The organism is Streptomyces sp. NPDC056738, from assembly GCF_042790435.1.
In the GTDB taxonomy this organism is placed as follows: Bacteria; Actinomycetota; Actinomycetes; order Streptomycetales; family Streptomycetaceae; genus Streptomyces.
In genome coordinates, this window is sequence record NZ_JBHTZF010000014.1 from 1 (window position 1) to 26,171 (window position 26,171).

The window sequence follows — 26,171 nt, forward strand, 5'->3', positions numbered from 1 at the left end:
GCCCCGCCCGCCCGGGCGGGGCCGTACGCGTGCGTGCCCGGCGACCGACACCCCGCCTCCCGGCAACCCCCGCCTCCGGGCAACCCCGCCTCCCGGCGACCCCGGCACCCGCTTGACCCCGTGCGCCCGGAGCAGTCGGTGCCGTCTCGTAGTCTTGGGCCCGTGCAGGAACTCCACGATGCCCCGCTCGCCCCGCTGACCACCTTCCGGCTCGGCGGCCCGGCCGCCTTGCTGATCACCGCCACGACCGACGCCGAGGTCGTCGCCGCCGTACGCGAGGCCGACGACGCCGGTACGCCGCTGCTGCTCATCGGCGGCGGATCGAACCTGGTCATCGGTGACAAGGGGTTCGCCGGGACCGCCCTGCGGATCGCCACGAAGGGCTTCTCCCTCGACGGTACGAACCTGGAGCTGGCCGCCGGCGAGGTGTGGACCGACGCGGTCGCCCGCTCAGTGGAGGCCGGGCTCGCCGGGATCGAGTGCCTCGCGGGCATCCCCGGGTCGGCCGGTGCGACACCGATCCAGAACGTGGGCGCGTACGGCCAGGAGGTGTCGTCGACGATCACCGAGGTGGTCGCCTACGACCGGAAGACGCGCGAGACGGTCACGCTGACCAACGCCGAGTGCTCCTTCTCGTACCGCCACAGCCGCTTCAAGGCGGACCCCGAGCGGCATGTCGTGCTGCGGGTGCGGTTCGGTCTTGAGGACGCGCAAGGCCTGTCGGCGCCGGTCAAGTATGCCGAGACGGCCCGTGTGCTCGGTGTGGAGCCCGGTGACCGTGTTCCCCTCGACGCCGCCCGCGAGACCGTCCTGAAGCTGCGTGCGGGCAAAGGCATGGTGCTCGACCCCGAGGACCACGACACCTGGTCCGCCGGATCCTTCTTCACCAACCCGATCCTCACGGACGAGGCGTTCGCCGCGTTCCACGCGCGCGTGCAGGAACGGCTCGGCGCCGGTGTCGTACCGCCGGCGTACGCGGCCGGGGACGGCCACACAAAGACCTCGGCGGCCTGGCTGATCGACAAGTCGGGCTTCACCAAGGGCTACGGGACCGGGCCCGCCCGTATCTCCACCAAGCACACCCTCGCGCTGACCAACCGGGGCGGGGCGACCACCGAGGACCTGCTCGCGCTGGCCCGGGAAGTCGTCGCGGGAGTCCACGAGGCCTTCGGGATCACGCTCGTCAACGAGCCGGTGACGGTGAACGCGAGCCTCTGAGCGGCCCGGGATCGCAACCTAGTACGCGATGCCCACCCCTTGCTTCACGGTCTCCGGGGCGTCGATCATCGCCAGCATCGCGTGGGCCACGTCGGCGCGCGCGATGAAGCGGCCCCTGGGCGGGAAGCCGCCCACGGCCGTGCGGTAGGAGCCGGTCAGCGGCTTGTTCTGGAGGCGGGGCGGCCGGACGGCGGTCCAGTCCGTGGCGCTGCCCGCGAGCTCCTCCTCCATCTCCCGCAGGTCGGCGTAGACGTCCTTCAGAAGGGCGGAGATCATACGCAGCATCGTCCGGTCCAGGAGTGTGTCCTCCTCGGGGCCGGGCCCGACCGGGGCCGCGCTGACCACCAGCAGCCGTCGCACCTGCTCGGCCTCCATGGCGCCGAGCACCGTGCGGGTGAGCCGGGCCGCGACCCCGGCGTCCTTCCGGGCGCGCGCGCCGAGGCCGGACAGGACCGCGTGCCGGCCCGCGACGGCCGGGCGCAGCGACTCCGGGTCGGTGAGGTCCGCGCGGAAGACCTCCAGACGCGCTCCCGTGACGGTGAGCCGCGCGGGATCCCGTACGACCGCCGTGACCCGGTGGCCCGCGTCGAGGGCCTGACGGACGATCTCCTGGCCGATGCCTCCGGTGGCACCGAGAACGGTGAGTTCCATGACCTGCTCCCGTATGAGACGGAGATGAGGTGGGTGAGTGTTCACTCACCCTTGCTTCCTCTAGAGTGAGTAAGTACTCACCCACCCGTCAAGCCCGGCAGGGCGTGTCATGGAATCCTTGGGCCCCATGCAGCAGAAATCCGCCACGGACGCCACGCCGTCGGGCACCCCGTCGAGGCCGGCCCGGATCCGCATCCTCGACGCGGCGCACGAGCTGATGCTCACGCTCGGCCTCTCCCGTGCCACCACCAAGGAGATCGCCAGGGCGGCCGGCTGCTCCGAGGCGGCGCTCTACAAGTACTTCGCGAGCAAGGAAGAGCTGTTCATCCGGGTCCTGCACGAGCGGCTGCCCCAGCTCGGTCCCCTCCTGGAGCGGCTGACGGCCGAGCCGCGGGAGCACTCCCTGGAGGAGAACCTCACGGAGATCGCCCGTCAGGCGGCCCTCTTCTACGAGCAGAGTTTCCCGATCGCCGCCTCCCTGTACGCGGAGACACAGCTCAAGCGCCGTCACGACGACGCCATGCGGGCCATGGGCGCGGGCCCGCACATGCCCATCCGGGGCGTCGCCGCCTACCTGCTGGCGGAGCAGCGGGCCGGGCGCGTCCAGCCGGACACCGACACCTACGCGGCCGCGTCCCTGCTCCTGGGGGCCTGCGCGCAGCGGGCGTTCGCCTACGACGCCACCGAGGAGGGCACGCCGCCGTCCCTGGACACCTTCGCCCCGGCGCTCGCCCGCACCCTGCTCGCCGGGATCGCGCCCAGGGGCGGGACGGACACGCCCTAGGGCACGTCCGCTAGCCGGCCACCCAGTCGTCGACGCCGGCCAGCAGCTTCGCCCGGACGTCCTCGGGCGCGGCCGAGGCGCGGATCGACTGGCGGGCCAGCTCGGCCAGTTCCTGGTCCGTGAAGGCGTGGTGGCGGCGGGCGATCTCGTACTGGGCGGCGAGACGGGAGCCGAAGAGCAGCGGGTCGTCGGCTCCGAGCGCCATCGGCACCCCGGCTTCGAACAGAGTGCGCAGGGGGACATCGGCGTGCTTCTCGTAGACGCCGAGGGCGACGTTCGAGGCGGGGCAGACCTCACAGGTCACCCCGCGGTCCGCGAGGCGCTTCAGCAGCCGCGGGTCCTCGGCGGCCCGCACCCCGTGGCCGATCCGGGAGGCGTGCAGGTCGTCCAGGCAGTCGCGGACCGAGGCGGGACCGGTCAGCTCGCCTCCGTGCGGCGCGGACAGCAGTCCGCCCTCGCGGGCGATGGAGAAGGCCCGGTCGAAGTCCCGCGCCATGCCCCGGCGCTCGTCGTTGGAGAGCCCGAAACCGACGATCCCCCGGTCCGCGTAGCGCACGGCGAGCCGGGCCAGCGTGCGGGCGTCCAGGGGGTGCTTCATCCGGTTGGCGGCGACCAGGACGCGCATCCCGAGCCCGGTGTCCCGCACGGCCGAGTCGACCGCGTCCAGGATCACCTCCAGGGCCGGGATCAGACCGCCCAGGCGCGGGGCGTACGACGTCGGGTCGACCTGGATCTCCAGCCAGCCGGAGCCGTCCCTGAGGTCCTCCTCGGCGGCCTCGCGCACCAGGCGCTGGATGTCCTCGGGCTCTCTCAGACAGGACCGCGCGGCGTCGTACAGGCGCTGGAAGCGGAACCAGCCGCGTTCGTCGGTCGCCCGCAGCTTCGGCGGTTCCCCGCTGGTCAGCGCCTCGGTCAGCGTCTCGGGCAGCCGCACGCCGTACTTGTCGGCGAGCTCCAGCACGGTGCCGGGCCGCATCGAACCGGTGAAGTGCAGGTGCAGATGGGCCTTCGGAAGTTGACTGACATCACGTACGCGCTCCATCCAAAGATCCTGCCCCACGCGCGGCACGCGCCGGTAGGGCTTTCCCTGATCGGGCGCTTGCTCGAACAGACGAACGGGGGCCGGCCGCTCCGTGAGAGTGGCCGGCCCCCGTACGCGCGCGTGGAGCGCGGTGACGTCACCGGTGCGCCCGGGGGCGCGTCAGGCGAGGGAGATCAGTCCGTCGCCTCGGCCAGCAGCTTCTGGATCCGGCTGACGCCCTCGACGAGGTCCTCGTCGCCGAGCGCGTACGACAGCCGCAGGTAGCCCGGCGTGCCGAAGGCCTCGCCCGGGACGACCGCGACCTCGGCCTCCTCCAGGATGAGCGCGGCCAGCTCGACGGTGTCCGCGGGACGCTTGCCGCGGATCTCCTTGCCGAGGAGGCCCTTCACCGAGGGGTACGCGTAGAAGGCGCCCTCGGGCTCGGGGCAGAGCACGCCGTCGATCTCGTTCAGCATGCGCACGATGGTCTTGCGGCGGCGGTCGAAGGCCTCGCGCATCTTCGCGACGGCCGCGAGGTCGCCGGAGACGGCGGCGAGCGCGGCGACCTGGGCCACGTTCGAGACGTTCGAGGTGGCGTGCGACTGGAGGTTGGTCGCGGCCTTGACGACGTCCTTCGGGCCGATGACCCAGCCCACGCGCCAGCCGGTCATGGCGTACGTCTTGGCGACGCCGTTGACGACGATGCACTTGTCGCGCAGCTCGGGCACCACCACGGGCAGCGAGTGGAACTCGGCGTCGCCGTAGACCAGGTGCTCGTAGATCTCGTCGGTCAGGACCCACAGGCCCTTCTCGGCGGCCCAGCGGCCGATCTCCTCGATCTGCTCGCGGGTGTAGACCGCGCCCGTGGGGTTGGACGGGGAGACGAAGAGCAGCACCTTGGTGTTCTCGGTGCGGGCGGCCTCGAGCTGCTCGACCGAGACGCGGTAGCCGGTGGTCTCGTCGGCGACGACCTCGACCGGGACACCGCCGGCGAGACGGATGGACTCGGGGTAGGTGGTCCAGTACGGCGCGGGGACGATGACCTCGTCGCCCGGGTCGAGGATCGCGGCGAAGGCCTCGTAGATGGCCTGCTTGCCGCCGTTGGTGACCAGGACCTGGGCGGCCTCCACCTCGAAGCCGGAGTCGCGCAGCGTCTTCGCGGCGATCGCGGCCTTCAGCTCGGGAAGCCCGCCTGCCGGCGTGTAGCGGTGGTACTTGGGGTTCGAGCAGGCCTCGATGGCGGCCTGGACGATGTAGTCCGGGGTCGGGAAGTCGGGCTCACCGGCGCCGAAGCCGATCACCGGACGTCCGGCGGCCTTGAGTGCCTTGGCCTTGGCGTCCACGGCGAGGGTGGCGGATTCGGAGATCGCGCCGACTCGGGCGGAGACCCGGCGCTCGGTGGGAGGGGTTGCAGGGCTCATGACCCCATCGTTTCAGACCGGAAACGCCCCCGGCACACGGGTTTCACGGACTGAACACGGGCAGAACATCCGTCCGGATCCGCGCGCCCCACCAGTGGATCTTCAACGCGGCAGACCCGTACCGACACTTTCTGTTCGACGCCCGGCTTCGGACCACGTACACTCTCACCTCGTTGGCCTTCACCGGCCGCGCTCAACCGGTGCACACCGAGCACCCGGTCGGATGCGGTACGTTGGGGGAAATCAAAGGGTCGTAGCTCAATTGGTAGAGCACTGGTCTCCAAAACCAGCGGTTGGGGGTTCAAGTCCCTCCGGCCCTGCTACACACACCTCTCGCGGATGTGTGCGCATGTACGTACTGCAATGCATCGCCGTGCGGCTCAACCGGGCGCGGCACGGTCACGACCCGGGAATCAGGTGAGGACGAGTGACGGACGCCGTGGGCTCCATCGACATGCCTGATGCCGAGGCGCCGGAGTCCAAGAAGAAGGCCCGCAAGGGCGGTAAGCGTGCCAAGAAGGGCCCGCTGAAGCGCCTCGCCACCTTCTACCGCCAGATCGTCGCGGAACTCCGGAAGGTTGTCTGGCCGACTCGCAATCAGCTGACGACTTACACCACTGTGGTGATTGTGTTCGTCGTCATCATGATCGGCCTGGTCACCGTGATTGACTATGGGCTCAACCACGCCGCCAAGTACGTCTTCGGCTGAGCCGAGAGCGAAGGGCGCCGTCACCGGCGCCCCTTTCGCGCGTTCCACCCCCATGTAACCAGGAAGAAGCAGCCACCGTGTCTGACCCGAACCTGAACGATTCCTCCGAGTCGGTCGAGTCCGTAGACGACGAGCTCGAGATCGTCGAGGGAGCGGACGTCGTGGACGAGTTCGAGGCTGCCGATGCCGCCGCCGGCGAGAACGCCGAGGACGCGGCCCTGCACGTCGAGGACGAGTCCGGTGAGGACGTCGAGGACGCCACGGACGAGTCCGTCGAGGACGAGGACGCCTCCGACGAGGCCGAGCCCGAGATCGAGGCCGAGCCCGTCGACCCCGTGACCGCCCTGCGCGAAGAACTGCGCCTGCTCCCCGGCGAGTGGTACGTCATCCACACGTACGCCGGTTACGAGAACCGCGTGAAGACCAACCTCGAGCAGCGTGCCGTCTCGCTGAACGTCGAGGACTTCATCTTCCAGGCCGAGGTGCCGCAGGAAGAGGTCGCGCAGATCAAGAACGGCGAGCGCAAGACGATCAAGCAGAACAAGCTCCCGGGCTACGTCCTGGTCCGCATGGACCTGACGAACGAGTCCTGGGGTGTCGTCCGCAACACTCCCGGTGTCACCGGCTTCGTGGGCAACGCCTACGACCCGTACCCGCTGACCCTGGACGAGATCGTCAAGATGCTCGCCCCGGAGGCCGAGGAGAAGGCCGCCCGCGAGGCCGCCGAGGCCGAGGGCAAGCCCGCTCCGCAGCGCAAGGTCGAGGTCCAGGTGCTGGACTTCGAGGTCGGCGACTCGGTCACCGTCACCGACGGTCCCTTCGCCACGCTGCAGGCCACGATCAACGAGATCAACGCCGACTCGAAGAAGGTCAAGGGCCTCGTCGAGATCTTCGGCCGCGAGACCCCGGTCGAGCTGTCCTTCGACCAGATCCAGAAGAACTGAGACCTTCTGGACGTACGTCTTCCGATCAGGTCAGACGGGCTGTCACAGCCGGTCTGACCTGCTCGGTTTTTAGCCGCACACAGATACCCGTTATCGTTGTGCGGTATGCCTTCATCCGGATCATTTGCTCGGTTGAAGGCAGCCGTCCGGGGAGACTCGGACGTAGGAAGGCGAAAACGAAAGAGGACCCGGAATGCCTCCCAAGAAGAAGAAGGTCACGGGGCTTATCAAGCTCCAGATCAACGCCGGTGCGGCGAACCCGGCCCCGCCGGTCGGCCCCGCGCTCGGTCAGCACGGCGTCAACATCATGGAGTTCTGCAAGGCCTACAACGCCGCGACCGAGTCGCAGCGTGGCTGGGTCATCCCGGTGGAGATCACGGTCTACGAAGACCGCTCCTTCACCTTCGTGACCAAGACTCCGCCGGCCGCCAAGATGATCCTCAAGGCCGCGGGTGTCGAGAAGGGCTCCGGCGAGCCGCACAAGACCAAGGTCGCCAAGATCACCGAGGCGCAGGTCCGCGAGATCGCCACGACCAAGATGCCCGACCTCAACGCCAACGACCTGGACGCCGCCGCGAAGATCATCGCCGGCACCGCCCGTTCCATGGGCATCACGGTCGAGGGCTGACACCCACCTTCGTAGGAACCATGCGGCCTCGGCCGCACGTGGCAGGGCCTGCTCGGCCCGCACCACGACTCCTCAGAACACATCAGGAGCAGTAGTGAGCAAGCGCAGCAAGTCTCTCCGGGCTGCGGACGCCAAGGTCGACCGGGACAAGCTCTACGCCCCGCTCGAGGCCGTCCGTCTCGCCAAGGAGACCTCCACCAGCAAGTTCGACGGCACCGTCGAGGTCGCCTTCCGCCTGGGTGTCGACCCGCGCAAGGCCGACCAGATGGTCCGTGGCACCGTGAACCTGCCGCACGGCACCGGCAAGACCGCCCGGGTCCTGGTCTTCGCGACCGGTGACCGTGCTGCGGCCGCGGAGGCCGCGGGCGCCGACATCGTCGGCTCCGACGAACTGATCGACGAGGTCGCGAAGGGCCGTCTGGACTTCGACGCCGTCGTCGCCACCCCGGACCTCATGGGCAAGGTCGGCCGTCTCGGCCGCGTGCTCGGTCCCCGTGGTCTCATGCCGAACCCCAAGACCGGCACCGTGACCCCCGACGTCGCCAAGGCTGTCACCGAGATCAAGGGTGGCAAGATCGAGTTCCGCGTCGACAAGCACTCGAACCTGCACTTCATCATCGGCAAGGTGTCCTTCGACGACACCAAGCTGGTGGAGAACTACGGCGCCGCGCTCGACGAGATCCTTCGTCTGAAGCCGTCGGCCGCCAAGGGTCGCTACATCAAGAAGGCCGCGATCAGCTCGACGATCGGCCCCGGCGTTCCCGTCGACCCCAACCGCACCCGCAACCTCCTCGTCGAGGAGGACCCGGCCGCCGTCTGAGCCCTTCGCTCACCCCGGTGACCGCGTCGCGCACGCGTATCTGAACGGGCCCCGCAACCTTTCGAGGTGCGGGGCCCGTCCTCATGTCCGGAAGTCTTTTCCGGCCGTCGCGGGGCGAACCGCCCCTGGCGTGATCCGGACACGAGTGTCGGTGGGCTGCGCTAGCGTGCGGCTCACAGAGTTCGCATAGGGGTGGGGACGAATGAAGAGCACCATGGTCCGCCGTGTGAGTGTCTCGATCGCGCTGACGACGGCGCTGGCAGGGGTGGCGGCCTGCAACTCCTCGGACTCCGGCGGGAGTTCGGGCAAGGGCGACAAGGCCGGCCACAAGAGCGCCACCCGGGTCAGCCCCATCGCGGCCCTGCGCTCCGCGGAGAAGTCCACCGACGGCGCGGACTCCGCGAGGATCGAGTCCACGACGACCCTGGGCACGCTGATGTCCATGAAGTCGGGCGGCGTCATGGCCTGGGGTGACGGCTTCACCGGCGACATGACGATCACGTACACCGGTGGCACGATGGCCGACACCATGCGCCAGATGGGCAGCGACTCCATGGAGGCCCGCTATCTGTCCGACGCCTACTACGCGAAGATGGGCGACGCCTACGCCCGGCAGGTGGGCGGCAAGCACTGGATCCGGTACGGGTACGACGACCTGGCGAAGTTCGGGGGCGGCTCGGGCGCGCTCCTGAAGGACCAGATGCAGAACAGCTCGCCGAACCAGTCGGTCAAGCTCCTGCTGGCGTCCGGCGACGTGAAGAAGGTCGGCGAGGAGATGGTCCGGGGCAAGCGGACCACGCACTACGCGGGCACGGTGGACGTCGGCGACCTCGCGGCCCGCGGCTCACACCTCACCACGAGCCAGCTCTCCGACATGAAGAAGCAGTTCGACCAGGCCGGCATCAGCACCGAGGACGTCGACATCTGGGTCGACTCCGAGGACCTGCTCGTCAAGGCCGTCTCCAAGGCCGCGATGGCGACCGGCACGATGTCGTCCACGACGTACTACACCGACTACGGCGTGAAGGTCTCCGCCACCGCGCCCCCGGCCGGCGACACCATGGACTTCAAGGACATCCTGACGAAGCAGGGCCTGACGCCCGGCAGCGGCGACACCGCGAGCGGCTCGGGTACCGCGTCCCCCTCCTGAGCCCCGGAGCGGTCCGGAACTCCCGGCCCCGGAGCGGTCCGGAACTCCCCGGCCCCGGAGCGGTCCGAAAGCCCCGAGCCCCCGGAGCGGTCCGAAACTCAGGTGATCATCCGACCCGCCTGGGCTACGCTCGCGCCGAATATGTGAATCGTGCATCTGTTCCTTGGGGGGAACCTTGAAGCTTTCTGTGAGCACTCTGGCAGGGCGCCGAGTGACCGGCGTGGCCCTCGCGGCGCTGGTCCTCGGCGGGGGAGCGGTGGGCTGTTCGAAGGGCGGCGCGGAGGAGTCGCCCGCGCTGACGCCCGCCGCGGCCGTGGCGAAGGCGGCGAAGAAGACCCAGGACATCACCTCGCTCCGCTACCGGATGACCGGCAAGGTTCCCGGAGAGGGACGCGTCAGCGGTGAGGCGGCGATGAGCATGAAGCCGCTGGCCATGAGCATGAAGATGACCGCCGAGGACCAGGCAACCGACGGTCCGGTCGAGATCCGGCTCGTGAACAACGCCATGTACATCGGTGCGGGCGCCCAGGCCGCCAAGGAGATGGACGGCAAGAGCTGGATCAAGTTCGACATGTCCGCCCTGGGCGCGGACAAGGAGCTGAACGCGGACCAGTTCGGCGGCGGACAGGCCGACAAGAACCCCGCCACCGAGTCCACCTTCCTGACCGGCTCCAAGGACGTGAAGAAGGTCGGCACCGAGACGGTCGAGGGCGTGAAGACCACGCACTACAAGGGGACGGTCCCCCTGGACGCGCTGCGCAAGTCGCTCAAGAGCCAGGACAAGACCACCCGTGAGCAGCGCGAGAAGGCCCTCGAGCAGTACACGAAGATGGGCATCGACGCGATCACGATGGACATGTGGATCGACGGCGACGACCACACCAAGCAGTTCCGCATGCGGGGCACCGCCGACAAGGGTCCGCTCGACATGACCATCACGTTCCTGGACTACAACAAGCCCGTGACCGTGACCGCTCCGCCGGCCAAGGACACGGTCGACCTCGCCGAGATGATGAAGGGCGCCCAGCAGGGCTGACCCGCGCCGCCGGGCCGTTCGGCCGGATTTGCTTGACGGCGTCCCCTTCACGTACTCTCCTCGAGAAGCCAAAGACCGCTGGTCGTTGCCACGTGCTCGCAAGAGGACGGGGTGACCGAAGGATCCGCACTGCGGACGACCCGCGCAGGTGATCGTGGATGTGTTCCCGGTGTTCGTACGCCCAGCGTGCGGAGGAATCCGGTCGAGCTACGCCCCGTGCGCCTGCGCCGGGGCGTTTTTGTTGTGGCCCCTTCTGAGCGGTCCTCATCACCCGGAAGGAGGCCACGCTTATGGCAAGGCCCGACAAGGCTGCCGCGGTAGCCGAGCTCGCGGACCAGTTCCGCAGCTCGAACGCCGCCGTGCTGACCGAGTACCGGGGTCTCACCGTGGCGCAGCTCAAGACGCTGCGCCGTTCGCTCGGTGAAGACGCCCAGTACGCCGTGGTGAAGAACACGCTGACCAAGATCGCGGCCAACGAGGCCGGGATCTCGACGCTCGACGACCTGTTCAACGGTCCGACGGCGGTCGCCTTCATCTCCGGTGACCCGGTGACGTCGGCGAAGGGTCTTCGTGACTTCGCCAAGGACAACCCGAACCTCGTCATCAAGGGCGGTGTCCTTGACGGCAAGGCGCTGTCCGCCGACGAGATCAAGAAGCTTGCGGACCTCGAGTCCCGCGAGGTTCTGCTCGCCAAGCTGGCGGGTGCCTTCAAGGGCAAGCAGACGCAGACTGCTCGCCTCTTCCAGGCCCTGCCCTCGAAGTTCGTCCGCACCGCGGAGGCGCTTCGGGTCAAGCAGGCCGAGCAGGGCGGTGCCGAGTAATTCGGCTCGCGCATTGACCGCCGCCTGAGGCGACGGTCGTAGCGGGCCGAACGTACGCCCGCCTCACCAGTACATCCGGCACCTGCCGAATTAGTGGAAGGACGCCATCATGGCGAAGCTGTCCCAGGAAGAGCTGCTCGAGCAGTTCGAGAACCTCACCCTCATCGAGCTCGCCGAGTTCGTGAAGGCCTTCGAGGAGAAGTTCGACGTCACCGCCGCCGCGGCCGTCGCCGTTGCCGGCCCCGCCGTCGCCGGTGCCCCCGCCGAGGCCGCTGAGGAGCAGGACGAGTTCGACGTCATCCTCACGGGTGCCGGCGAGAAGAAGATCCAGGTCATCAAGGTCGTGCGTGAGCTGACCTCCCTGGGCCTGAAGGAGGCCAAGGACCTCGTCGACGGCGCTCCGAAGCCCGTCCTCGAGAAGGTCGCCAAGGAGGCCGCCGAGAAGGCTGCCGAGTCCCTCAAGGGCGCCGGCGCCTCCGTCGAGGTCAAGTAACTCGACGAGTCCCCCGAGGACTCCTGTGAAGCTGTCACAGCCGCTCTCGTAGCGCTGTAACGCTGACGCACTGAAGAGCGATCACCCAACTGGGTGGTCGCTCTTCGGCGTTCCAGGGGGTCCCTGAAGCGGCAGCCTTGCGCTGCGGGCCGCGACGAGTATGGTGATCTTCGTTGTGCCTCCGGCCGCCCTGACAGGCAGAGGGACGGGTTGCAAGACGGGCCGCACGTGACGATCGCGGCACTTGCTTTGGGCATGGGGGGCCTTGACGAACCGCACGCAGCGCGCAATTCTCAGGACGCGTCGTCACAACGATCCGGATCCGAGGCATGGATCGCTGACGAAGAGGGCAGTATCGATGTGCATTGAGGGCGTGGCTTGCTCCAGGTGTTGAGAACAGTGGTCTCAAGAAACCGGGACTGGACATCAGTGGGCCTAGTGGCTACACTGACCCTTTGCGCTGCCTGTTAGCTGCCTCCTGCCCGTCACCAGGGGCATGCCCGTGTTTGTACATCGACTGATGGACCATCTCTGACCTGGCCTTCATACGGCCGGATCGGGAACGGTCCGAGGCTTTGTCCGACATGGGACCGGTACGCGCGTAGTGAGTCCGAGCCCTCGGAAGGACCCCCTCTTGGCCGCCTCGCGCACTGCCTCGACCGCGAATACGAACAACGGCGCCAGCACCGCCCCGCTGCGCATCTCCTTTGCAAAGATCAAGGAGCCCCTCGAGGTTCCGAACCTTCTTGCGCTGCAAACCGAGAGCTTCGACTGGCTGCTCGGCAACGACGCGTGGAAGGCTCGTGTCGAGGCGGCTCTGGACAGCGGACAGGACGTCCCCACCAAGTCCGGTCTGGAGGAGATCTTCGAGGAGATCTCCCCGATCGAGGACTTCAGTGGGTCGATGTCGCTGACGTTCCGCGACCACCGCTTCGAGCCCCCGAAGAACTCCATCGACGAGTGCAAGGACCGCGACTTCACGTACGCGGCCCCGCTCTTCGTCACCGCCGAGTTCACCAACAACGAGACCGGCGAGATCAAGTCCCAGACGGTCTTCATGGGCGACTTCCCGCTCATGACCAACAAGGGCACCTTCGTCATCAACGGCACCGAGCGTGTCGTCGTGTCGCAGCTTGTCCGCTCGCCGGGTGTCTACTTCGACTCCTCCATCGACAAGACGTCCGACAAGGACATCTTCTCGGCCAAGGTCATCCCCTCCCGGGGTGCCTGGCTGGAGATGGAGATCGACAAGCGCGACATGGTCGGTGTCCGCATCGACCGCAAGCGCAAGCAGTCCGTCACCGTTCTCCTGAAGGCTCTCGGCTGGACCACCGAGCAGATCCTCGAGGAGTTCGGCGAGTACGAGTCCATGCGCGCCACCCTGGAGAAGGACCACACCCAGGGCCAGGACGACGCGCTGCTGGACATCTACCGCAAGCTGCGTCCGGGCGAGCCGCCGACCCGTGAGGCCGCGCAGACGCTTCTGGAGAACCTCTACTTCAACCCGAAGCGCTACGACCTCGCCAAGGTCGGCCGGTACAAGGTCAACAAGAAGCTGGGCGGCGACGCCCCGCTCGACGCCGGGATCCTGACCGTCGAGGACATCATCTCGTCGATCAAGTACCTGGTGAAGCTGCACGCCGGTGAGACCGAGACCGTTGGTGACAACGGCACCTCGATCGTCGTCGAGACCGACGACATCGACCACTTCGGCAACCGTCGTCTGCGCAACGTCGGCGAGCTCATCCAGAACCAGGTCCGCACGGGTCTGGCTCGTATGGAGCGCGTCGTCCGCGAGCGCATGACGACCCAGGACGTCGAGGCGATCACGCCGCAGACCCTGATCAACATCCGGCCGGTCGTCGCCTCCATCAAGGAGTTCTTCGGCACCAGCCAGCTCTCGCAGTTCATGGACCAGAACAACCCGCTGTCGGGTCTCACCCACAAGCGCCGTCTGTCGGCTCTTGGCCCGGGTGGTCTCTCCCGTGAGCGGGCCGGCTTCGAGGTCCGTGACGTGCACCCGTCGCACTACGGCCGCATGTGCCCGATCGAGACCCCTGAAGGCCCGAACATCGGTCTGATCGGCTCGCTCGCCTCCTACGGCCGCGTGAACGCGTTCGGTTTCGTCGAGACGCCCTACCGCCGGGTCACCGACGGTGTCGTCACCGACGAGGTCGACTACCTCACGGCCGACGAAGAGGACCGGTTCGTCATCGCGCAGGCCAACGCGCCGCTGACGGACGAGCTCCGCTTCGAGGAGTCCCGCGTCCTGGTCCGCCGTCGTGGCGGAGAGGTCGACTACGTCCCCGGTGACGACGTCGACTACATGGACGTCTCCCCGCGCCAGATGGTGTCGGTCGCGACCGCGATGATCCCGTTCCTGGAGCACGACGACGCCAACCGTGCCCTCATGGGCGCGAACATGATGCGCCAGGCCGTTCCGCTCATCAAGTCCGAGGCGCCGCTGGTCGGCACCGGCATGGAGTACCGCTGTGCGGTCGACGCCGGTGACGTCCTGAAGTCGGAGAAGGACGGTGTGGTCCAGGAGGTCTCCGCGGACTACATCACCACCGCCAACGACGACGGCACGTACACCACGTACCGCCTGCACAAGTTCTCCCGGTCGAACCAGGGCACCTCCGTCAACCAGAAGGTTGTCGTGGACGAGGGCGCCCGCGTGATCGAGGGCCAGGTCCTGGCCGACGGTCCCGCGACCGAGGACGGCGAGATGGCCCTCGGCAAGAACCTGCTCGTGGCGTTCATGCCGTGGGAGGGTCACAACTACGAGGACGCGATCATCCTGTCGCAGCGCCTCGTGCAGGACGACGTCCTCTCCTCGATCCACATCGAGGAGCACGAGGTCGACGCCCGTGACACCAAGCTCGGCCCGGAGGAGATCACCCGGGACATCCCGAACGTCTCCGAAGAGGTCCTCGCCGACCTCGACGAGCGCGGCATCATCCGTATCGGTGCCGAGGTCGTCGCCGGCGACATCCTCGTCGGCAAGGTCACGCCCAAGGGTGAGACCGAGCTGACGCCGGAGGAGCGCCTGCTGCGCGCGATCTTCGGTGAGAAGGCCCGTGAGGTCCGCGACACCTCCCTGAAGGTCCCGCACGGCGAGATCGGCAAGGTCATCGGTGTCCGCGTCTTCGACCGCGAAGAGGGCGACGAGCTGCCGCCGGGCGTGAACCAGCTCGTTCGCGTCTACGTGGCGCAGAAGCGCAAGATCACGGACGGTGACAAGCTCGCCGGCCGCCACGGCAACAAGGGTGTCATCTCGAAGATCCTGCCGATCGAGGACATGCCGTTCCTGGAGGACGGCACCCCGGTCGACATCATCCTCAACCCGCTCGGTGTCCCGTCCCGAATGAACCCGGGACAGGTGCTGGAGATCCACCTCGGCTGGCTCGCCAGCCGCGGCTGGGACGTCTCCGGTCTGGCCGACGACTGGGCGCAGCGCCTGCAGGCCATCGGTGCCGACCAGGTCCCGCCGCGGACCAACGTCGCCACCCCGGTGTTCGACGGTGCGCGTGAGGACGAGCTCGCGGGTCTGTTCGAGCACACCCTGCCCAACCGCGACGGTGACCGTCTGGTCCTCCCGTCCGGCAAGGCGAGGCTGTTCGACGGCCGCTCCGGCGAGCCGTTCCCGGACCCGATCTCGGTCGGGTACATGTACATCCTCAAGCTGCACCACCTGGTCGACGACAAGCTGCACGCCCGCTCGACCGGTCCGTACTCGATGATCACCCAGCAGCCGCTGGGTGGTAAGGCTCAGTTCGGTGGCCAGCGCTTCGGTGAGATGGAGGTGTGGGCGCTGGAGGCGTACGGCGCCGCTTACGCCCTCCAGGAGCTGCTGACGATCAAGTCCGACGACGTCACCGGCCGCGTGAAGGTCTACGAGGCCATCGTCAAGGGCGAGAACATCCCCGAGCCCGGCATCCCCGAGTCCTTCAAGGTGCTCATCAAGGAGATGCAGTCTCTCTGCCTCAACGTGGAGGTGCTGTCCAGCGACGGTATGTCCATCGAAATGCGTGACACCGACGAGGACGTCTTCCGCGCGGCGGAGGAGCTCGGCATCGACCTGTCCCGGCGCGAGCCGAGCAGCGTCGAAGAGGTCTGACGGGAGTCCGGCCGGGCCTTGGCCACCTGTGGAAAAGGTGATCAAGGCCCGCCGGCCCCAGGACCCCCGTATCAGACCCCTAAGACTTACAACCCTGAGAGGGATTGACGCATAGTGCTCGACGTCAACTTCTTCGATGAGCTCCGGATCGGTCTGGCCACCGCTGACGACATCCGTCAGTGGAGCCACGGCGAGGTCAAGAAGCCCGAGACCATCAACTACCGCACCCTCAAGCCCGAAAAGGACGGACTCTTCTGCGAGAAGATCTTCGGTCCGACCCGGGACTGGGAGTGCTACTGCGGCAAGTACAAGCGTGTCCGCTTCAAGGGCATCATCTGTGAGCGCTGTGGCGTCGAGGTCACTCGCGCCAAGGTGCGCCGTGAGCGGATGGGCCACATCGAGCTGGCCGCTCCCGTCACCCACATCTGGTACTTCAAGGGCGTTCCGTCGCGGCTGGGCTACCTGCTCGACCTCGCCCCGAAGGACCTCGAGAAGGTCATCTACTTCGCCGCGTACATGATCACGTACGTCGACGAGGAGCGCCGCACCCGCGACCTGCCCTCGCTGGAGGCCCACGTCTCCGTCGAGCGCCAGCAGGTCGAGAACCGTCGCGACGCCGACCTGGAAGCCCGCGCCAAGAAGCTCGAGACCGACCTGGCCGAGCTCGAGGCCGAGGGCGCCAAGGCCGACGTGCGCCGCAAGGTGCGCGAGGGCGCCGAGCGCGAGATGAAGCAGCTCCGCGACCGCGCGCAGCGCGAGATCGACCGCCTCGACGAGGTGTGGACCCGCTTCAAGAACCTCAAGGTCCAGGACCTGGAGGGCGACGAGCTCCTCTACCGCGAGCTGCGTGACCGCTTCGGCACGTACTTCGACGGTTCGATGGGTGCCGCGGCGCTGCAGAAGCGCCTGGAGTCCTTCGACCTGGACGAGGAGGCCGAGCGCCTCCGCGAGATCATCCGCACCGGCAAGGGCCAGAAGAAGACCCGCGCGCTCAAGCGCCTCAAGGTCGTCTCCGCGTTCCTGCAGACCAGCAACAGCCCCAAGGGCATGGTGCTCGACTGCGTGCCGGTCATCCCGCCGGACCTTCGCCCGATGGTGCAGCTCGACGGTGGCCGCTTCGCGACCTCCGACCTGAACGACCTGTACCGCCGTGTGATCAACCGCAACAACCGCCTGAAGCGCCTTCTCGACCTCGGTGCCCCCGAGATCATCGTGAACAACGAGAAGCGCATGCTCCAGGAGGCCGTCGACGCGCTCTTCGACAACGGCCGTCGTGGTCGCCCGGTCACGGGCCCCGGCAACCGTCCGCTGAAGTCGCTGTCCGACATGCTCAAGGGCAAGCAGGGCCGCTTCCGTCAGAACCTCCTCGGCAAGCGTGTGGACTACTCCGCGCGTTCCGTGATCGTCGTCGGTCCGCAGCTCAAGCTGCACCAGTGCGGTCTGCCGAAGGCCATGGCGCTGGAGCTCTTCAAGCCGTTCGTGATGAAGCGCCTGGTCGACCTGAACCACGCGCAGAACATCAAGAGCGCCAAGCGGATGGTCGAGCGCGGCCGCACGGTCGTGTACGACGTCCTCGAAGAGGTCATCGCCGAGCACCCGGTTCTGCTGAACCGTGCGCCCACGCTGCACCGCCTCGGCATCCAGGCCTTCGAGCCGCAGCTCGTCGAGGGCAAGGCCATCCAGATCCACCCGCTCGTCTGCACCGCGTTCAACGCGGACTTCGACGGTGACCAGATGGCCGTGCACCTGCCGCTCTCCGCGGAGGCGCAGGCCGAGGCCCGCATCCTGATGCTGTCCTCGAACAACATCCTCAAGCCGGCCGACGGCCGCCCGGTCACGATGCCGACCCAGGACATGGTCCTCGGTCTGTTCTTCCTGACCACCGACGGCGACCTGCGCAACGTCAAGGGCGAGGAGCGCTCCTTCGCGTCCGTCGCCGAGGCGATCATGGCGTTCGACGCCGGCGAGCTCTCCCTCCAGTCGCGCGTGGACATCCGCTTCCCGGTGGGCACCATCCCGCCGCGCGGCTGGACCCCGCCGGCGCAGGAGGAGGGCGACCCGGAGTGGCAGCAGGGTGACACCTTCCGCCTGCGGACGACCCTGGGCCGCGCGCTCTTCAACGAGCTGCTGCCCGAGGACTACCCGTTCGTCGACTACGAGGTGGGCAAGAAGCAGCTCTCCGAGATCGTCAACGACCTGGCCGAGCGCTACCCCAAGGTCATCGTCGCGGCGACGCTCGACAACCTGAAGTCCGCGGGCTTCTTCTGGGCGACCCGTTCCGGCGTCACCGTGGCCATCTCCGACATCGTCGTTCCGGATGCGAAGCGCGCGATCGTCAAGGGCTACGAGGACCTGGACGAGAAGGTCCAGAAGCAGTACGAGCGTGGTCTGATCACCAAGGAAGAGCGCACGCAGGAGCTCATCGCGATCTGGACCAAGGCGACCAACGAGGTCGCCGAGGCGATGAACGCGAACTTCCCGAAGACCAACCCGGTCTCGATGATGGTGAACTCGGGCGCCCGAGGTAACATGATGCAGATGCGTCAGATCGCCGGTATGCGTGGTCTGGTGTCGAACGCCAAGAACGAGACCATCCCGCGTCCGATCAAGGCCTCGTTCCGTGAGGGCCTGTCCGTGCTGGAGTACTTCATCTCCACGCACGGTGCCCGTAAGGGTCTGGCGGACACCGCCCTGCGTACCGCCGACTCGGGTTACCTCACCCGTCGTCTGGTGGACGTCTCGCAGGACGTCATCATCCGCGAGGAGGACTGCGGCACCGACCGCGGTCTGCGTCTGGCCATCGCCGAGCGCGGCGAGGACGGCGTGCTGCGCAAGACGGAGAACGTCGAGACCAGCGTGTACGCACGTGCGCTGGCCGAGGACATCACCGTCGACGGCAAGGTGCTGGCCCCGGCCAACACCGACCTCGGCGACGTCCTCATCGACGAGCTCGTCAAGCACGGCATCGAGGAGGTCAAGACCCGTTCGGTCCTGACCTGTGAGTCCGCCGTCGGCACCTGCGCCATGTGCTACGGCCGCTCGCTGGCCACCGGCAAGCTGGTCGACATCGGTGAGGCGGTCGGCATCATCGCCGCCCAGTCCATCGGTGAGCCCGGTACCCAGCTGACGATGCGTACCTTCCACACCGGTGGTGTGGCCGGTGACGACATCACCCAGGGTCTGCCCCGTGTCGTCGAGCTCTTCGAGGCCCGTACGCCGAAGGGTGTCGCCCCGATCTCCGAGGCCTCCGGCCGCGTGCGGATCGAGGAGACCGAGAAGACCAAGAAGCTCGTCGTCACCCCGGACGACGGCAGCGACGAGACGGCGTTCCCGATCTCGAAGCGCGCCCGTCTCCTGGTGTCGGAGGGCGAGCACGTCGAGGTGGGCCAGAAGCTCACCGTGGGTGCCACCAACCCGCACGACGTGCTGCGCATCCTGGGTCAGCGTGCCGTCCAGGTCCACCTGGTCGGCGAGGTCCAGAAGGTCTACAACTCGCAGGGTGTGTCGATCCACGACAAGCACATCGAGATCATCATCCGGCAGATGCTGCGCCGTGTGACGATCATCGAGTCGGGCGACGCGGAGCTGCTGCCCGGCGAGCTGGTCGAGCGTTCGAAGTTCGAGACCGAGAACCGTCGTGTGGTCACCGAGGGCGGTCACCCCGCCTCCGGCCGTCCGCAGCTGATGGGTATCACCAAGGCCTCGCTGGCGACGGAGTCCTGGCTGTCGGCCGCCTCCTTCCAGGAGACGACCCGAGTTCTGACGGACGCGGCGATCAACGCCAAGTCCGACAGCCTCATCGGCCTCAAGGAGAACGTCATCATCGGTAAGCTCATCCCGGCCGGTACGGGTCTGTCCCGCTACCGCAACATCCGGGTGGAGCCGACCGAGGAGGCCAAGGCCGCGATGTACTCGGCCGTCGGCTACGACGACATCGACTACTCGCCGTTCGGCACCGGCTCCGGCCAGGCCGTCCCGCTGGAGGACTACGACTACGGTCCGTACAACCAGTAAGCGGTAGTCCGAAGGGCGGTCACCCCCACCAGGGGGTGACCGCCCTTCGGCGTTCCCGGTCTCAGCGCGGGAGCTGGAGGTAGGGCTCCAGCGCGCGCAGGCGGGTGTAGTTGTCGGGGTGGGTGGACAGCAGGCGGGCCAGGCCGGTGGGCTCCTGGAGCTTCTTGCCCTGGCCGGCGGCGACGGCCTTCGCGGCGTCCTCCTCGGCCTGGAAGTGGTGCAGGACCTCGGCCATCTCGGGGGCGAAGCCGAGGGCCGCGGCCTGCTGGTCGGCGCGCAGTTCGCCGAGGCGGCCGACCCAGGCGAGGAGGTAGGGGGCGACGACGAGGGGGATGGTGATGTACCAGGCGACGAGGAACCCGGCGACGACGAACATCCCCATGAAGAGGATCAGCAGTCCGGTCGCGGCCGCGGAGAAGACTCCGGCGACGGCGAGCGCGATACGGGCCATCCCGCGGGTGAAGGCCCAGGCGAGCCGGCCGGGCAGCGAGTACCAGTAGCCGAGGAGCCCGGCCCAGGCGTGACCGCCGGTGTGGTGGCCGAGTTCATGGGCGAGTACGGCGGCGAGGTTGCTGCTGGGGATCTTGTTGAGGGAGTAGGTGGTGACGCCGACGACGTGGCCGGCGACCGCGACCGCGTTCAGGTCGTCGCTGTTCTCCACCATCAGCTCGTAGGTGTTCGCCTCGATGCCGGCCCGGGCGGTGACCTCGCGCCAGATCGGCTCCAGCCGGGCGCGTTCCTCGGCCAGCGGCGTCCGCAGTTTGAGCACGTGCCGGGCGAAGCGGAGTTCGGTGGGCCGGTGGAAGACGAGGGCTCCCGAGGCCACCCAGGCCACGACGACCAGCCAGCCGACGACCGTGCCGAACAGCCCCAGCGCGAGAGCCGACACGACGGCGAGGCTCACCAGCGCGCCCGGGATCTGGGTGGCGAGCTGTCCGATGGCGGTGGCGTCGGCGCCGCGCTGGTGGCTCGCGAGGTGGACGCGTGAGCCCTGGTGGCGGTAGTCGAGATCGTCGGGCGCGACGGCCTGCCGCGGCACGAACGGCTTCGGCTGCGGCTGCTCCCCCGCGAACCGCGGGTCGGGGCCCCCGGCGTACTGGGGCGGTAACGGGCTCCCGGCCGCCGCCCCCGGGTACTGCGGTCCCGGTCCGCCGGGGCCGGGGGCTCCCGGGTGGGGACTGCCGGGGTACTGGGGCCCGGGGCCCCCTGTTCCGGGGTACTGGGGTGCGGCGCCCGAGCCTCCGGGGTACCGGGGTGCCGGGCCCCCGGCTCCTGCTCCCGGGTACTGCGGTGGTGCCGGGCTTCCGGCCGCGGCGCCCGGGTGGTGCGGTGCGGGTCCTCCCGGGTACTGCGGCGCGGGAGCGGAGGCCGCGGGGTACTCCGGTGGCGGCGTCGTCGCTCCTGGATACGGCGGTCCTGGGTACGGGGTTCCCGGATACGGGGGCTCGTGGGCCGGGCCTGGAGGCTGGGACATGACGGCTCCTTCTGTGCGGCAGGTGGCTGTGCGGGGACGTCGGCCGGTGGGTGGCGGCCGACGTCCGCCTCGGCGGGTGTGGTCAGGCGGTCCCGTCCTCCGGAGCGGCGTCCGGCGGCACGGCGGCTCGCGGGCCGTCGGGGCGGCCGGGCAGGGGAGGCACGGCCGGAGCCGGTCCCGCGGTGGCGTAGGGCGTCGCGGCGGGCGGCTCGTACGCGGCCGGGCCGTCGGGCTGCCCGGCGTAGGGCGGCGGGCCGCCCGCGTACGGAGGCTGCGCCGCGTACGGCGGCTGACCGGCCGTGTCGCCGCTGTACGGCGGCCGTCCGGCCGGATCGGCGGTGTACGGCGGCTGTCCGGCGTAGGGCGGCGGGCCGCCCGCGTACGGGGTCTGGGGCTGCCCGGTGTACGGGGTCGGGGGCTGCCCGGTGATCGGGGCCGGGCCGCCGGCGTACGGAGAGTGCTCGCCGTACGGCGGCGCTCCGGCGTACGGCGCCTGGGGGGACGGGCCGGGGTGCGGGGACTGCCCCGGATACGGCGGCTGGGGCGGTGTCTGAGGCTGTCCCGGCATCGCCCCGGCGGGCAGTGCCCCCTGGCCGTCCCGCGGCGCCGGAGGCGCCTGCTGCTGGATCAGCTCGTCGACGGCCCGCAGGGTCGAGCGCGCCGACTCCGCCTTCTGGAAGTCCTCCAGGCTGTCCCCGGCGAGGACCTGGAGCTGCCCCCTGATGATGGACAACTGGTCCTTCTGGATGGACCCGATGACCATCTTGGTGTCCTCGGGGTGCTGGGACAGATGCAGGGCCCAGGCCGCGACGCCTCCGTGCTGGAGGTGGTACTGGTAGAAGTTGATCTTCTCGGCGATCAGATGGTGGTCCTGCTGCTGGCGCAGCAACTCCAGCTCGTGCTGCTGCCGGATCGCCCGGAGCCGGTACTCGTGCTCGGGGTCGAGCATGTCGGACTCGTAGCGCAGGCTCCGCTGCCGTCGCCGGTGCGCGATGGCCTCGTCGTCCAGCCGCAGCCGTACCGCGCAGGTCACGGACAGCCCGATGCCCGCGGCGAAACCGCCGTCCTCCACGGCCCGCTGGACCGCGCGCTCGGCGGCCGGGCTGTCCTCGATGGAGTAGGCCCGGCTCACCGGCCGCGCGAGCTGGTGCAGTTCGCGCGTGAGCCGTGTCGGCACGTCACGCTCACCGCTCGCCACGTACGCGATCGGGTCCGCGACGCGCCAGGTCAGGTCGGCCGTGGCGCCGAAGGAGAAGGCGTCGTCGTCGCTCGGCATCTCCAGGGTGAGCTGGACGGGGTGGCTGCCCATGTCCACCTCGTAGACGGAGGTGTAGCGGCGGGTGGCCGCGTCCGAGCGGCTCGGCCGGTGCGGCGGCGTGTAGACGTCGTACGTGCCCTTGGCGGTGACGAACACCAGCGCGTGGTCGATCGCGGTGACCGCGCGGCGGACGGTGTAGTCGAAGCGCGCGATGGGCCGGACGGTGAGCACCGGGTCGATGAGCGTGGTGTGCCGGTTGGCGTCCTGCTGCCACTCCGGCTGACGGCGGAACTCCGCCATGGTTCAACTCCTCGATGGATCTCTCGACGGATCTGGGGTGGAGGGGATCAGAAGGGCGAGCAGCCGGTCGGCCACCGGGGAGCGCGCGCCGCCGTCCTGGGCGGGCAGGCCGGCCAGTTCGTGGCACAGCCGCTTGCGGTCGTCCGCGGTGGCGATCAGCGCGGGCAGCAGCAGCTCCAGGGCCTGCGCGACGTCCGCGCGGCGCTCGGCCAGCCGTACCCAGGTGCGCAGCGCGGCCAGGGCGCCACGGGTGTGCCCCCGGTCGCCGAGCGCGGTCCGCCACAGGGTGGCGAGGTCGCGGGCCGAGTCCGTCTCGTACATGCCGGTGTCGGCGTACCACTCGACGAGCGCGCCCTCCTCCGCGTTGTCGCAGGAGCGCACGAACGCGGCCAGCGCGAGCGCACGGACCGAGGCCGTGTCGTGGTGGAGCAGGCGCACGAGTTCGGAGAGCATCTCGCCGCGGCGCCCGCCCACCGACAGGAGCAGGGCCGTCGACTCGACCAGGTTGTTCGACTCGGTCCTGCTGCTGCCTCCGGCACGGGCGCGGGCGGCGAGGGCGCTGAGCGCCGGGCCGGCGAGGTCGGGGCGCAGCGGGGTGAGCAGGCCGAAGGCGCGGATCGCGGTCCAGCGGCGGGCCCAGTGGGGGTCCGTGCACCACTGGGTGAGCAGGCGCAGGACGACGGGCGCGTCGAGGAGCTGGGCGAGCGTGAGGGTGTTCGCGGCGGTGACGCGGGGGCCGAAGGCCTTGGACACCGCCCAGCCGTCGATCAGCAGCGCCATCGCCGAGGGCAGGTCGGCGCGGGCCAGCAGCGCGGTGGCCGCGGCGGCCCGGGTCCGGACGACCGGACGCCGGTCACGGGCCAGCTCCTTGAGCCAGGCGACCAGCGCGGGCCGGGCCGACGGATGGCCCGTCCAGACCTCGCCGAGCAGCACCCGCGGGGTGTTCTCCCTCTTGAAGCGGGCCGTGAACTGCGGCACCGGACCCCAGTCGGTCTCCTCGTCGCGTAACTCGCCCTCGGCCCGTGCCCGCTCCAGGCGGGTCCCGGCATCGAGTCCGAACACCGGGATCTCCGGGGGCTGCTCGGGATGCTGGAGCCGCTGGAAGTGCACGTACAGCTTGTCGGCGAGTTCGGCGGAGAGCACGTAGGGCGCCTGGTCGAAGACGGCGAGCGAGATGAGGAAGGCCTTGTCGCGCAGGGTGGTCTCGGGGTCGCCGAGCCATTCCCGGCACTGCTGCTCGACGGCCGCGTGCCCGAAGTCGGCGAGGCGGGCGGCCGCCTCCTCGCCGCCGTCGTAGCGGGCGACCTCGACGGCGAACCGGGCCACCTCGGCGGGCCGGTGGGCGCCGCGCGCGAGGAAGTCGCGGACCGGGCCGAGGCCGAGCAGTCCGGCGCCGTCGCCGGGATCCTTCCGCAGGTCGGCCAGGTGGGCGCGCAGGACGGCGGCCGCCTCGGGCGGTTCCCAGACGGACGGGGTGACGCCCAGCAGGAACGGGGAGTTCTCCAGGGTCAGGACCAGATATCCGCCGGTCTTCGCGAGCCGGTCGCGGGCCGCGTAGAGGTGGGTGTCGCGCAGTGGGCGGTTGCGGCTCAGCGGCAGGTCGCGCAGGACGTGGCCGCCGGGCGCGGTGAGCCGGCCGGCCAGGGTCGCCGGGCCGGTCTCGGCGGACAGCGCGTGCACGGCGGGCACGCCGAGGTGGTGCAGGAGCATGAGCGCGGCGGCGTAGCGGCCGGTGGAGTGGGCGCCGGCGAGGACGAGGACGCGTTCCTCGCGCAGCCGGGCCAGGGCGGCGGCGAAGGCGGGACCCTCGGCGAAGACCGAGGCGAGCGCGTCGAGCCGCTGCCGGGGGATCTCGCCGGAGACGTACGCGGCCGACGCGGAGGCCGTCCCGTGGTGGTGGATCTCCGTCTTGCCGCCCAGGAACACGTCACGGGCCGAGCCGCCCGCCGACACCCCGTGCTGGGCTCCGGCGACCAGGCTGCCGCCGAAGGACGCGGCCTCGCTGAAGATGAACCCGGGCGTGTGCGCGACGAGTTCGCGCTGTGCGGCGCGGGCCTCCCGGGTGTCCTCCTCGGGCTCGTCCGCGTCGGTGCCGGTCTCGGGGTCGGGGTGGGCCCCCGGTGTCCAGGGCGGGTCCCGCGGTGGTTCGTCGTCGAGGCCGCCCCGGTTCGCGGGCGGGGGCACGGTCACGTGGGCTCACCCCCGCTGCGGCCCAGGTGGACGTCCCCGGTGACCTGTCCGCCGGACACCCCGTGCTGGTCCCCCGCGACGAGGCTTCCGCCGAAACTGGGGGAGCCGCCGCCGAAGTTGAAGACGACGTTGCCGGGGGGCGCGGCGGGCTGGGCGGGCGGTTGTGCGGGCTGCTCGGGCCGGGTGGGCTCGACCGCCGCCGCTGTCGCCGCAGCCTCCGCCGTCACCTCCGCCTGCGTCCGCTCCGTCGCCGTCGCCGCCTCCGCCTTCACCCCCTCCGTCGCCGCCGGTTCCGTCCGGGCCGCGGAGGTGGCCGCCCCCGGCGCCGGGCTCTCCCCCGAGCAGTCCGGCGCCGGGGCTCCCCCTGTTTCACTGCGGTCGTCCGCCCCGTACGGGACCGGGCCGTGCAGCCAGGCCCGCAGGGGTCCGTTCTTGCTGTCCACCGTCACCGCGTGGAAGTCCTGCGCCGGGATGCCCGGGTGGTCGTGCCGCACGATCCCGGCGTGCACGCCCTCGGAGACGCACAGCGCGAAGTCGTCCGGCCGCTCGCGCAGGGCGGCGCGCAGCAGCCCGGCGTCGAGGAGCCGGCAGGCGTGGTTGAGGTCGGAGCCGACCCAGCCGTCGTGCTCGTCGACGGCGACGTATCCCGTGGCCACGACACCGCGCAGCCGGATCTGGGCCGAGCTGGACGCCGTCCGGTTGACCGCGCGGAGCAGGTCGGGCACCTCGGTGAGCAGGGTGCGCAGCAGTGCCGTGACGGAGGCGTTGGCGTCGATCAGTTCCATCACCGAGTCGCCGCGGTCCGCCCGCAGGCGCAGCCGCTCGTCGATGCCGGCGCTCTCCAGCGCGCGGTCCGTGATGTCGTACAGCATCCGCCGCAGATAGGCCTGCTCCACGTCGTCCCGGTCGCTGTACTTCTCGATGTCCAGCAGGAGGATCGTCCGGCTCACGGGGTCGGTCATGGTCGCCTTTCGGTGGGGGCCTCGCCTGGCAAGCAGCGTGGCGTCACCGGTGGGACGGGTGTGAGGACGGATGTCCCACTCGAAGTGTGACCGTGTGCACAGAAGTGATCCGTGGTCACGGCGGTCCCGGCTTCCGGGAGCAAGGCGCCGGGCCGTT

Annotated in this window: 19 protein-coding genes and 1 tRNA gene; 13 read left to right on the forward strand and 7 right to left on the reverse strand. The window is 69.5% G+C overall.

What is annotated here, in order from left to right:
- Positions 1-162: 162 nt before the first annotated feature.
- The gene (locus ACFRIC_RS31610) at positions 163-1,218 is read left to right on the forward strand and encodes a UDP-N-acetylmuramate dehydrogenase (protein WP_382792906.1); all 1,056 of its coding nucleotides are present in this window, start codon (positions 163-165) and stop codon (positions 1,216-1,218) included.
- A gap of 18 nt (positions 1,219-1,236) precedes the next feature.
- On the opposite strand, the gene ACFRIC_RS31615 is transcribed toward ACFRIC_RS31610, so the two are convergent.
- Positions 1,237-1,869 carry an NAD(P)-dependent oxidoreductase gene (locus ACFRIC_RS31615; protein WP_382792909.1) on the reverse strand — a complete coding sequence of 211 codons (633 nt, stop codon included), beginning with the start codon at positions 1,867-1,869 and terminating at the stop codon, positions 1,237-1,239.
- Positions 1,870-1,996: 127 nt separating this feature from the next.
- Between ACFRIC_RS31615 and ACFRIC_RS31620 the strand changes: the two genes are divergently transcribed.
- Positions 1,997-2,653, forward strand: coding sequence for a TetR/AcrR family transcriptional regulator (locus ACFRIC_RS31620; RefSeq protein WP_382792911.1), 657 nt, complete (start codon positions 1,997-1,999; stop codon positions 2,651-2,653).
- 10 nt (positions 2,654-2,663) lie between these two features.
- Here the strand turns inward: ACFRIC_RS31620 and ACFRIC_RS31625 are convergent, their stop codons facing one another.
- On the reverse strand, positions 2,664-3,695 hold the full coding sequence (locus ACFRIC_RS31625; RefSeq protein ID WP_382792914.1) for an adenosine deaminase: 1,032 nt from the start codon (positions 3,693-3,695) through the stop codon (positions 2,664-2,666).
- A gap of 173 nt (positions 3,696-3,868) precedes the next feature.
- The gene (locus tag ACFRIC_RS31630) at positions 3,869-5,095 is read right to left on the reverse strand and encodes a pyridoxal phosphate-dependent aminotransferase (protein ID WP_382792916.1); all 1,227 of its coding nucleotides are present in this window, start codon (positions 5,093-5,095) and stop codon (positions 3,869-3,871) included.
- Positions 5,096-5,342: 247 nt separating this feature from the next.
- Between ACFRIC_RS31630 and ACFRIC_RS31635 the strand changes: the two genes are divergently transcribed.
- The 11 genes from ACFRIC_RS31635 (at position 5,343) to ACFRIC_RS31685 (ending at position 19,830) form a co-directional block, all read left to right on the forward strand.
- Positions 5,343-5,415, forward strand: a tRNA-Trp gene (locus ACFRIC_RS31635).
- Between the two features lie 107 nt (positions 5,416-5,522).
- Positions 5,523-5,804 (forward strand): preprotein translocase subunit SecE, encoded by a 282-nt coding sequence (secE, locus tag ACFRIC_RS31640; RefSeq protein WP_153289137.1) that lies wholly within the window; start codon positions 5,523-5,525, stop codon positions 5,802-5,804.
- A 77-nt stretch (positions 5,805-5,881) separates the two neighbouring features.
- Positions 5,882-6,748: a transcription termination/antitermination protein NusG gene (gene nusG, locus ACFRIC_RS31645; RefSeq protein ID WP_382792919.1), complete on the forward strand. Its 867-nt coding sequence runs from the start codon at positions 5,882-5,884 to the stop codon at positions 6,746-6,748.
- A gap of 193 nt (positions 6,749-6,941) precedes the next feature.
- On the forward strand, positions 6,942-7,376 hold the full coding sequence (gene rplK / locus ACFRIC_RS31650) for a 50S ribosomal protein L11 (RefSeq protein ID WP_037627044.1): 435 nt from the start codon (positions 6,942-6,944) through the stop codon (positions 7,374-7,376).
- Positions 7,377-7,470: 94 nt separating this feature from the next.
- Positions 7,471-8,196: a 50S ribosomal protein L1 gene (gene rplA, locus ACFRIC_RS31655; protein ID WP_328449291.1), complete on the forward strand. Its 726-nt coding sequence runs from the start codon at positions 7,471-7,473 to the stop codon at positions 8,194-8,196.
- Between the two features lie 202 nt (positions 8,197-8,398).
- Complete coding sequence (locus ACFRIC_RS31660; RefSeq protein WP_382792923.1) at positions 8,399-9,346, forward strand: hypothetical protein; 948 nt, start codon at positions 8,399-8,401, stop codon at positions 9,344-9,346.
- Between the two features lie 175 nt (positions 9,347-9,521).
- Positions 9,522-10,382, forward strand: coding sequence for an LppX_LprAFG lipoprotein (locus tag ACFRIC_RS31665; protein ID WP_382792926.1), 861 nt, complete (start codon positions 9,522-9,524; stop codon positions 10,380-10,382).
- Positions 10,383-10,672: 290 nt separating this feature from the next.
- Complete coding sequence (gene rplJ / locus ACFRIC_RS31670; protein WP_037627039.1) at positions 10,673-11,203, forward strand: 50S ribosomal protein L10; 531 nt, start codon at positions 10,673-10,675, stop codon at positions 11,201-11,203.
- Positions 11,204-11,312: 109 nt separating this feature from the next.
- Entirely contained in the window at positions 11,313-11,696 is a 384-nt protein-coding gene (gene rplL / locus ACFRIC_RS31675; protein ID WP_361676750.1) for a 50S ribosomal protein L7/L12, read from the forward strand.
- A gap of 634 nt (positions 11,697-12,330) precedes the next feature.
- Positions 12,331-15,816, forward strand: a complete 3,486-nt coding sequence (gene rpoB, locus ACFRIC_RS31680; protein WP_361676747.1) for a DNA-directed RNA polymerase subunit beta — start codon at positions 12,331-12,333, stop codon at positions 15,814-15,816.
- Between the two features lie 114 nt (positions 15,817-15,930).
- The gene (locus ACFRIC_RS31685; RefSeq protein ID WP_339130928.1) at positions 15,931-19,830 is read left to right on the forward strand and encodes a DNA-directed RNA polymerase subunit beta'; all 3,900 of its coding nucleotides are present in this window, start codon (positions 15,931-15,933) and stop codon (positions 19,828-19,830) included.
- A gap of 61 nt (positions 19,831-19,891) precedes the next feature.
- Here the strand turns inward: ACFRIC_RS31685 and ACFRIC_RS31690 are convergent, their stop codons facing one another.
- The 4 genes from ACFRIC_RS31690 to ACFRIC_RS31705 form a co-directional block, all read right to left on the reverse strand.
- Positions 19,892-20,869, reverse strand: coding sequence for a M48 family metalloprotease (locus tag ACFRIC_RS31690; protein ID WP_382792931.1), 978 nt, complete (start codon positions 20,867-20,869; stop codon positions 19,892-19,894).
- Between the two features lie 517 nt (positions 20,870-21,386).
- A complete protein-coding gene (locus tag ACFRIC_RS31695) occupies positions 21,387-22,862 on the reverse strand; it encodes a PE-PGRS family protein (protein ID WP_382792934.1) in 1,476 nt (491 codons plus the stop codon).
- Positions 22,863-22,865: 3 nt separating this feature from the next.
- Entirely contained in the window at positions 22,866-25,052 is a 2,187-nt protein-coding gene (locus ACFRIC_RS31700) for a hypothetical protein (protein WP_382792937.1), read from the reverse strand.
- Positions 25,049-26,014, reverse strand: a complete 966-nt coding sequence (locus ACFRIC_RS31705) for a hypothetical protein (protein ID WP_382792939.1) — start codon at positions 26,012-26,014, stop codon at positions 25,049-25,051. Before ACFRIC_RS31705 ends, ACFRIC_RS31700 begins: the two co-directional genes overlap by 4 nt.
- Positions 26,015-26,171: the final 157 nt, after the last annotated feature.

Bases quoted from the DNA above. Each gene is read 5' to 3' on its own strand.
- rplK (WP_037627044.1), top strand. From the start codon at position 6,942: ATGCCTCCCAAGAAGAAGAAGGTCACGGGGCTTATCAAGCTCCAGATC.
- ACFRIC_RS31615 (WP_382792909.1), bottom strand. From the start codon at position 1,869: ATGGAACTCACCGTTCTCGGTGCCACCGGAGGCATCGGCCAGGAGATC.
- ACFRIC_RS31620 (WP_382792911.1), top strand. From the start codon at position 1,997: ATGCAGCAGAAATCCGCCACGGACGCCACGCCGTCGGGCACCCCGTCG.
- ACFRIC_RS31625 (WP_382792914.1), bottom strand. From the start codon at position 3,695: ATGGAGCGCGTACGTGATGTCAGTCAACTTCCGAAGGCCCATCTGCAC.
- rplJ (WP_037627039.1), top strand. From the start codon at position 10,673: ATGGCAAGGCCCGACAAGGCTGCCGCGGTAGCCGAGCTCGCGGACCAG.
- ACFRIC_RS31705 (WP_382792939.1), bottom strand. From the start codon at position 26,014: ATGACCGACCCCGTGAGCCGGACGATCCTCCTGCTGGACATCGAGAAG.
- ACFRIC_RS31630 (WP_382792916.1), bottom strand. From the start codon at position 5,095: ATGAGCCCTGCAACCCCTCCCACCGAGCGCCGGGTCTCCGCCCGAGTC.
- ACFRIC_RS31660 (WP_382792923.1), top strand. From the start codon at position 8,399: ATGAAGAGCACCATGGTCCGCCGTGTGAGTGTCTCGATCGCGCTGACG.
- rplL (WP_361676750.1), top strand. From the start codon at position 11,313: ATGGCGAAGCTGTCCCAGGAAGAGCTGCTCGAGCAGTTCGAGAACCTC.
- ACFRIC_RS31695 (WP_382792934.1), bottom strand. From the start codon at position 22,862: ATGGCGGAGTTCCGCCGTCAGCCGGAGTGGCAGCAGGACGCCAACCGG.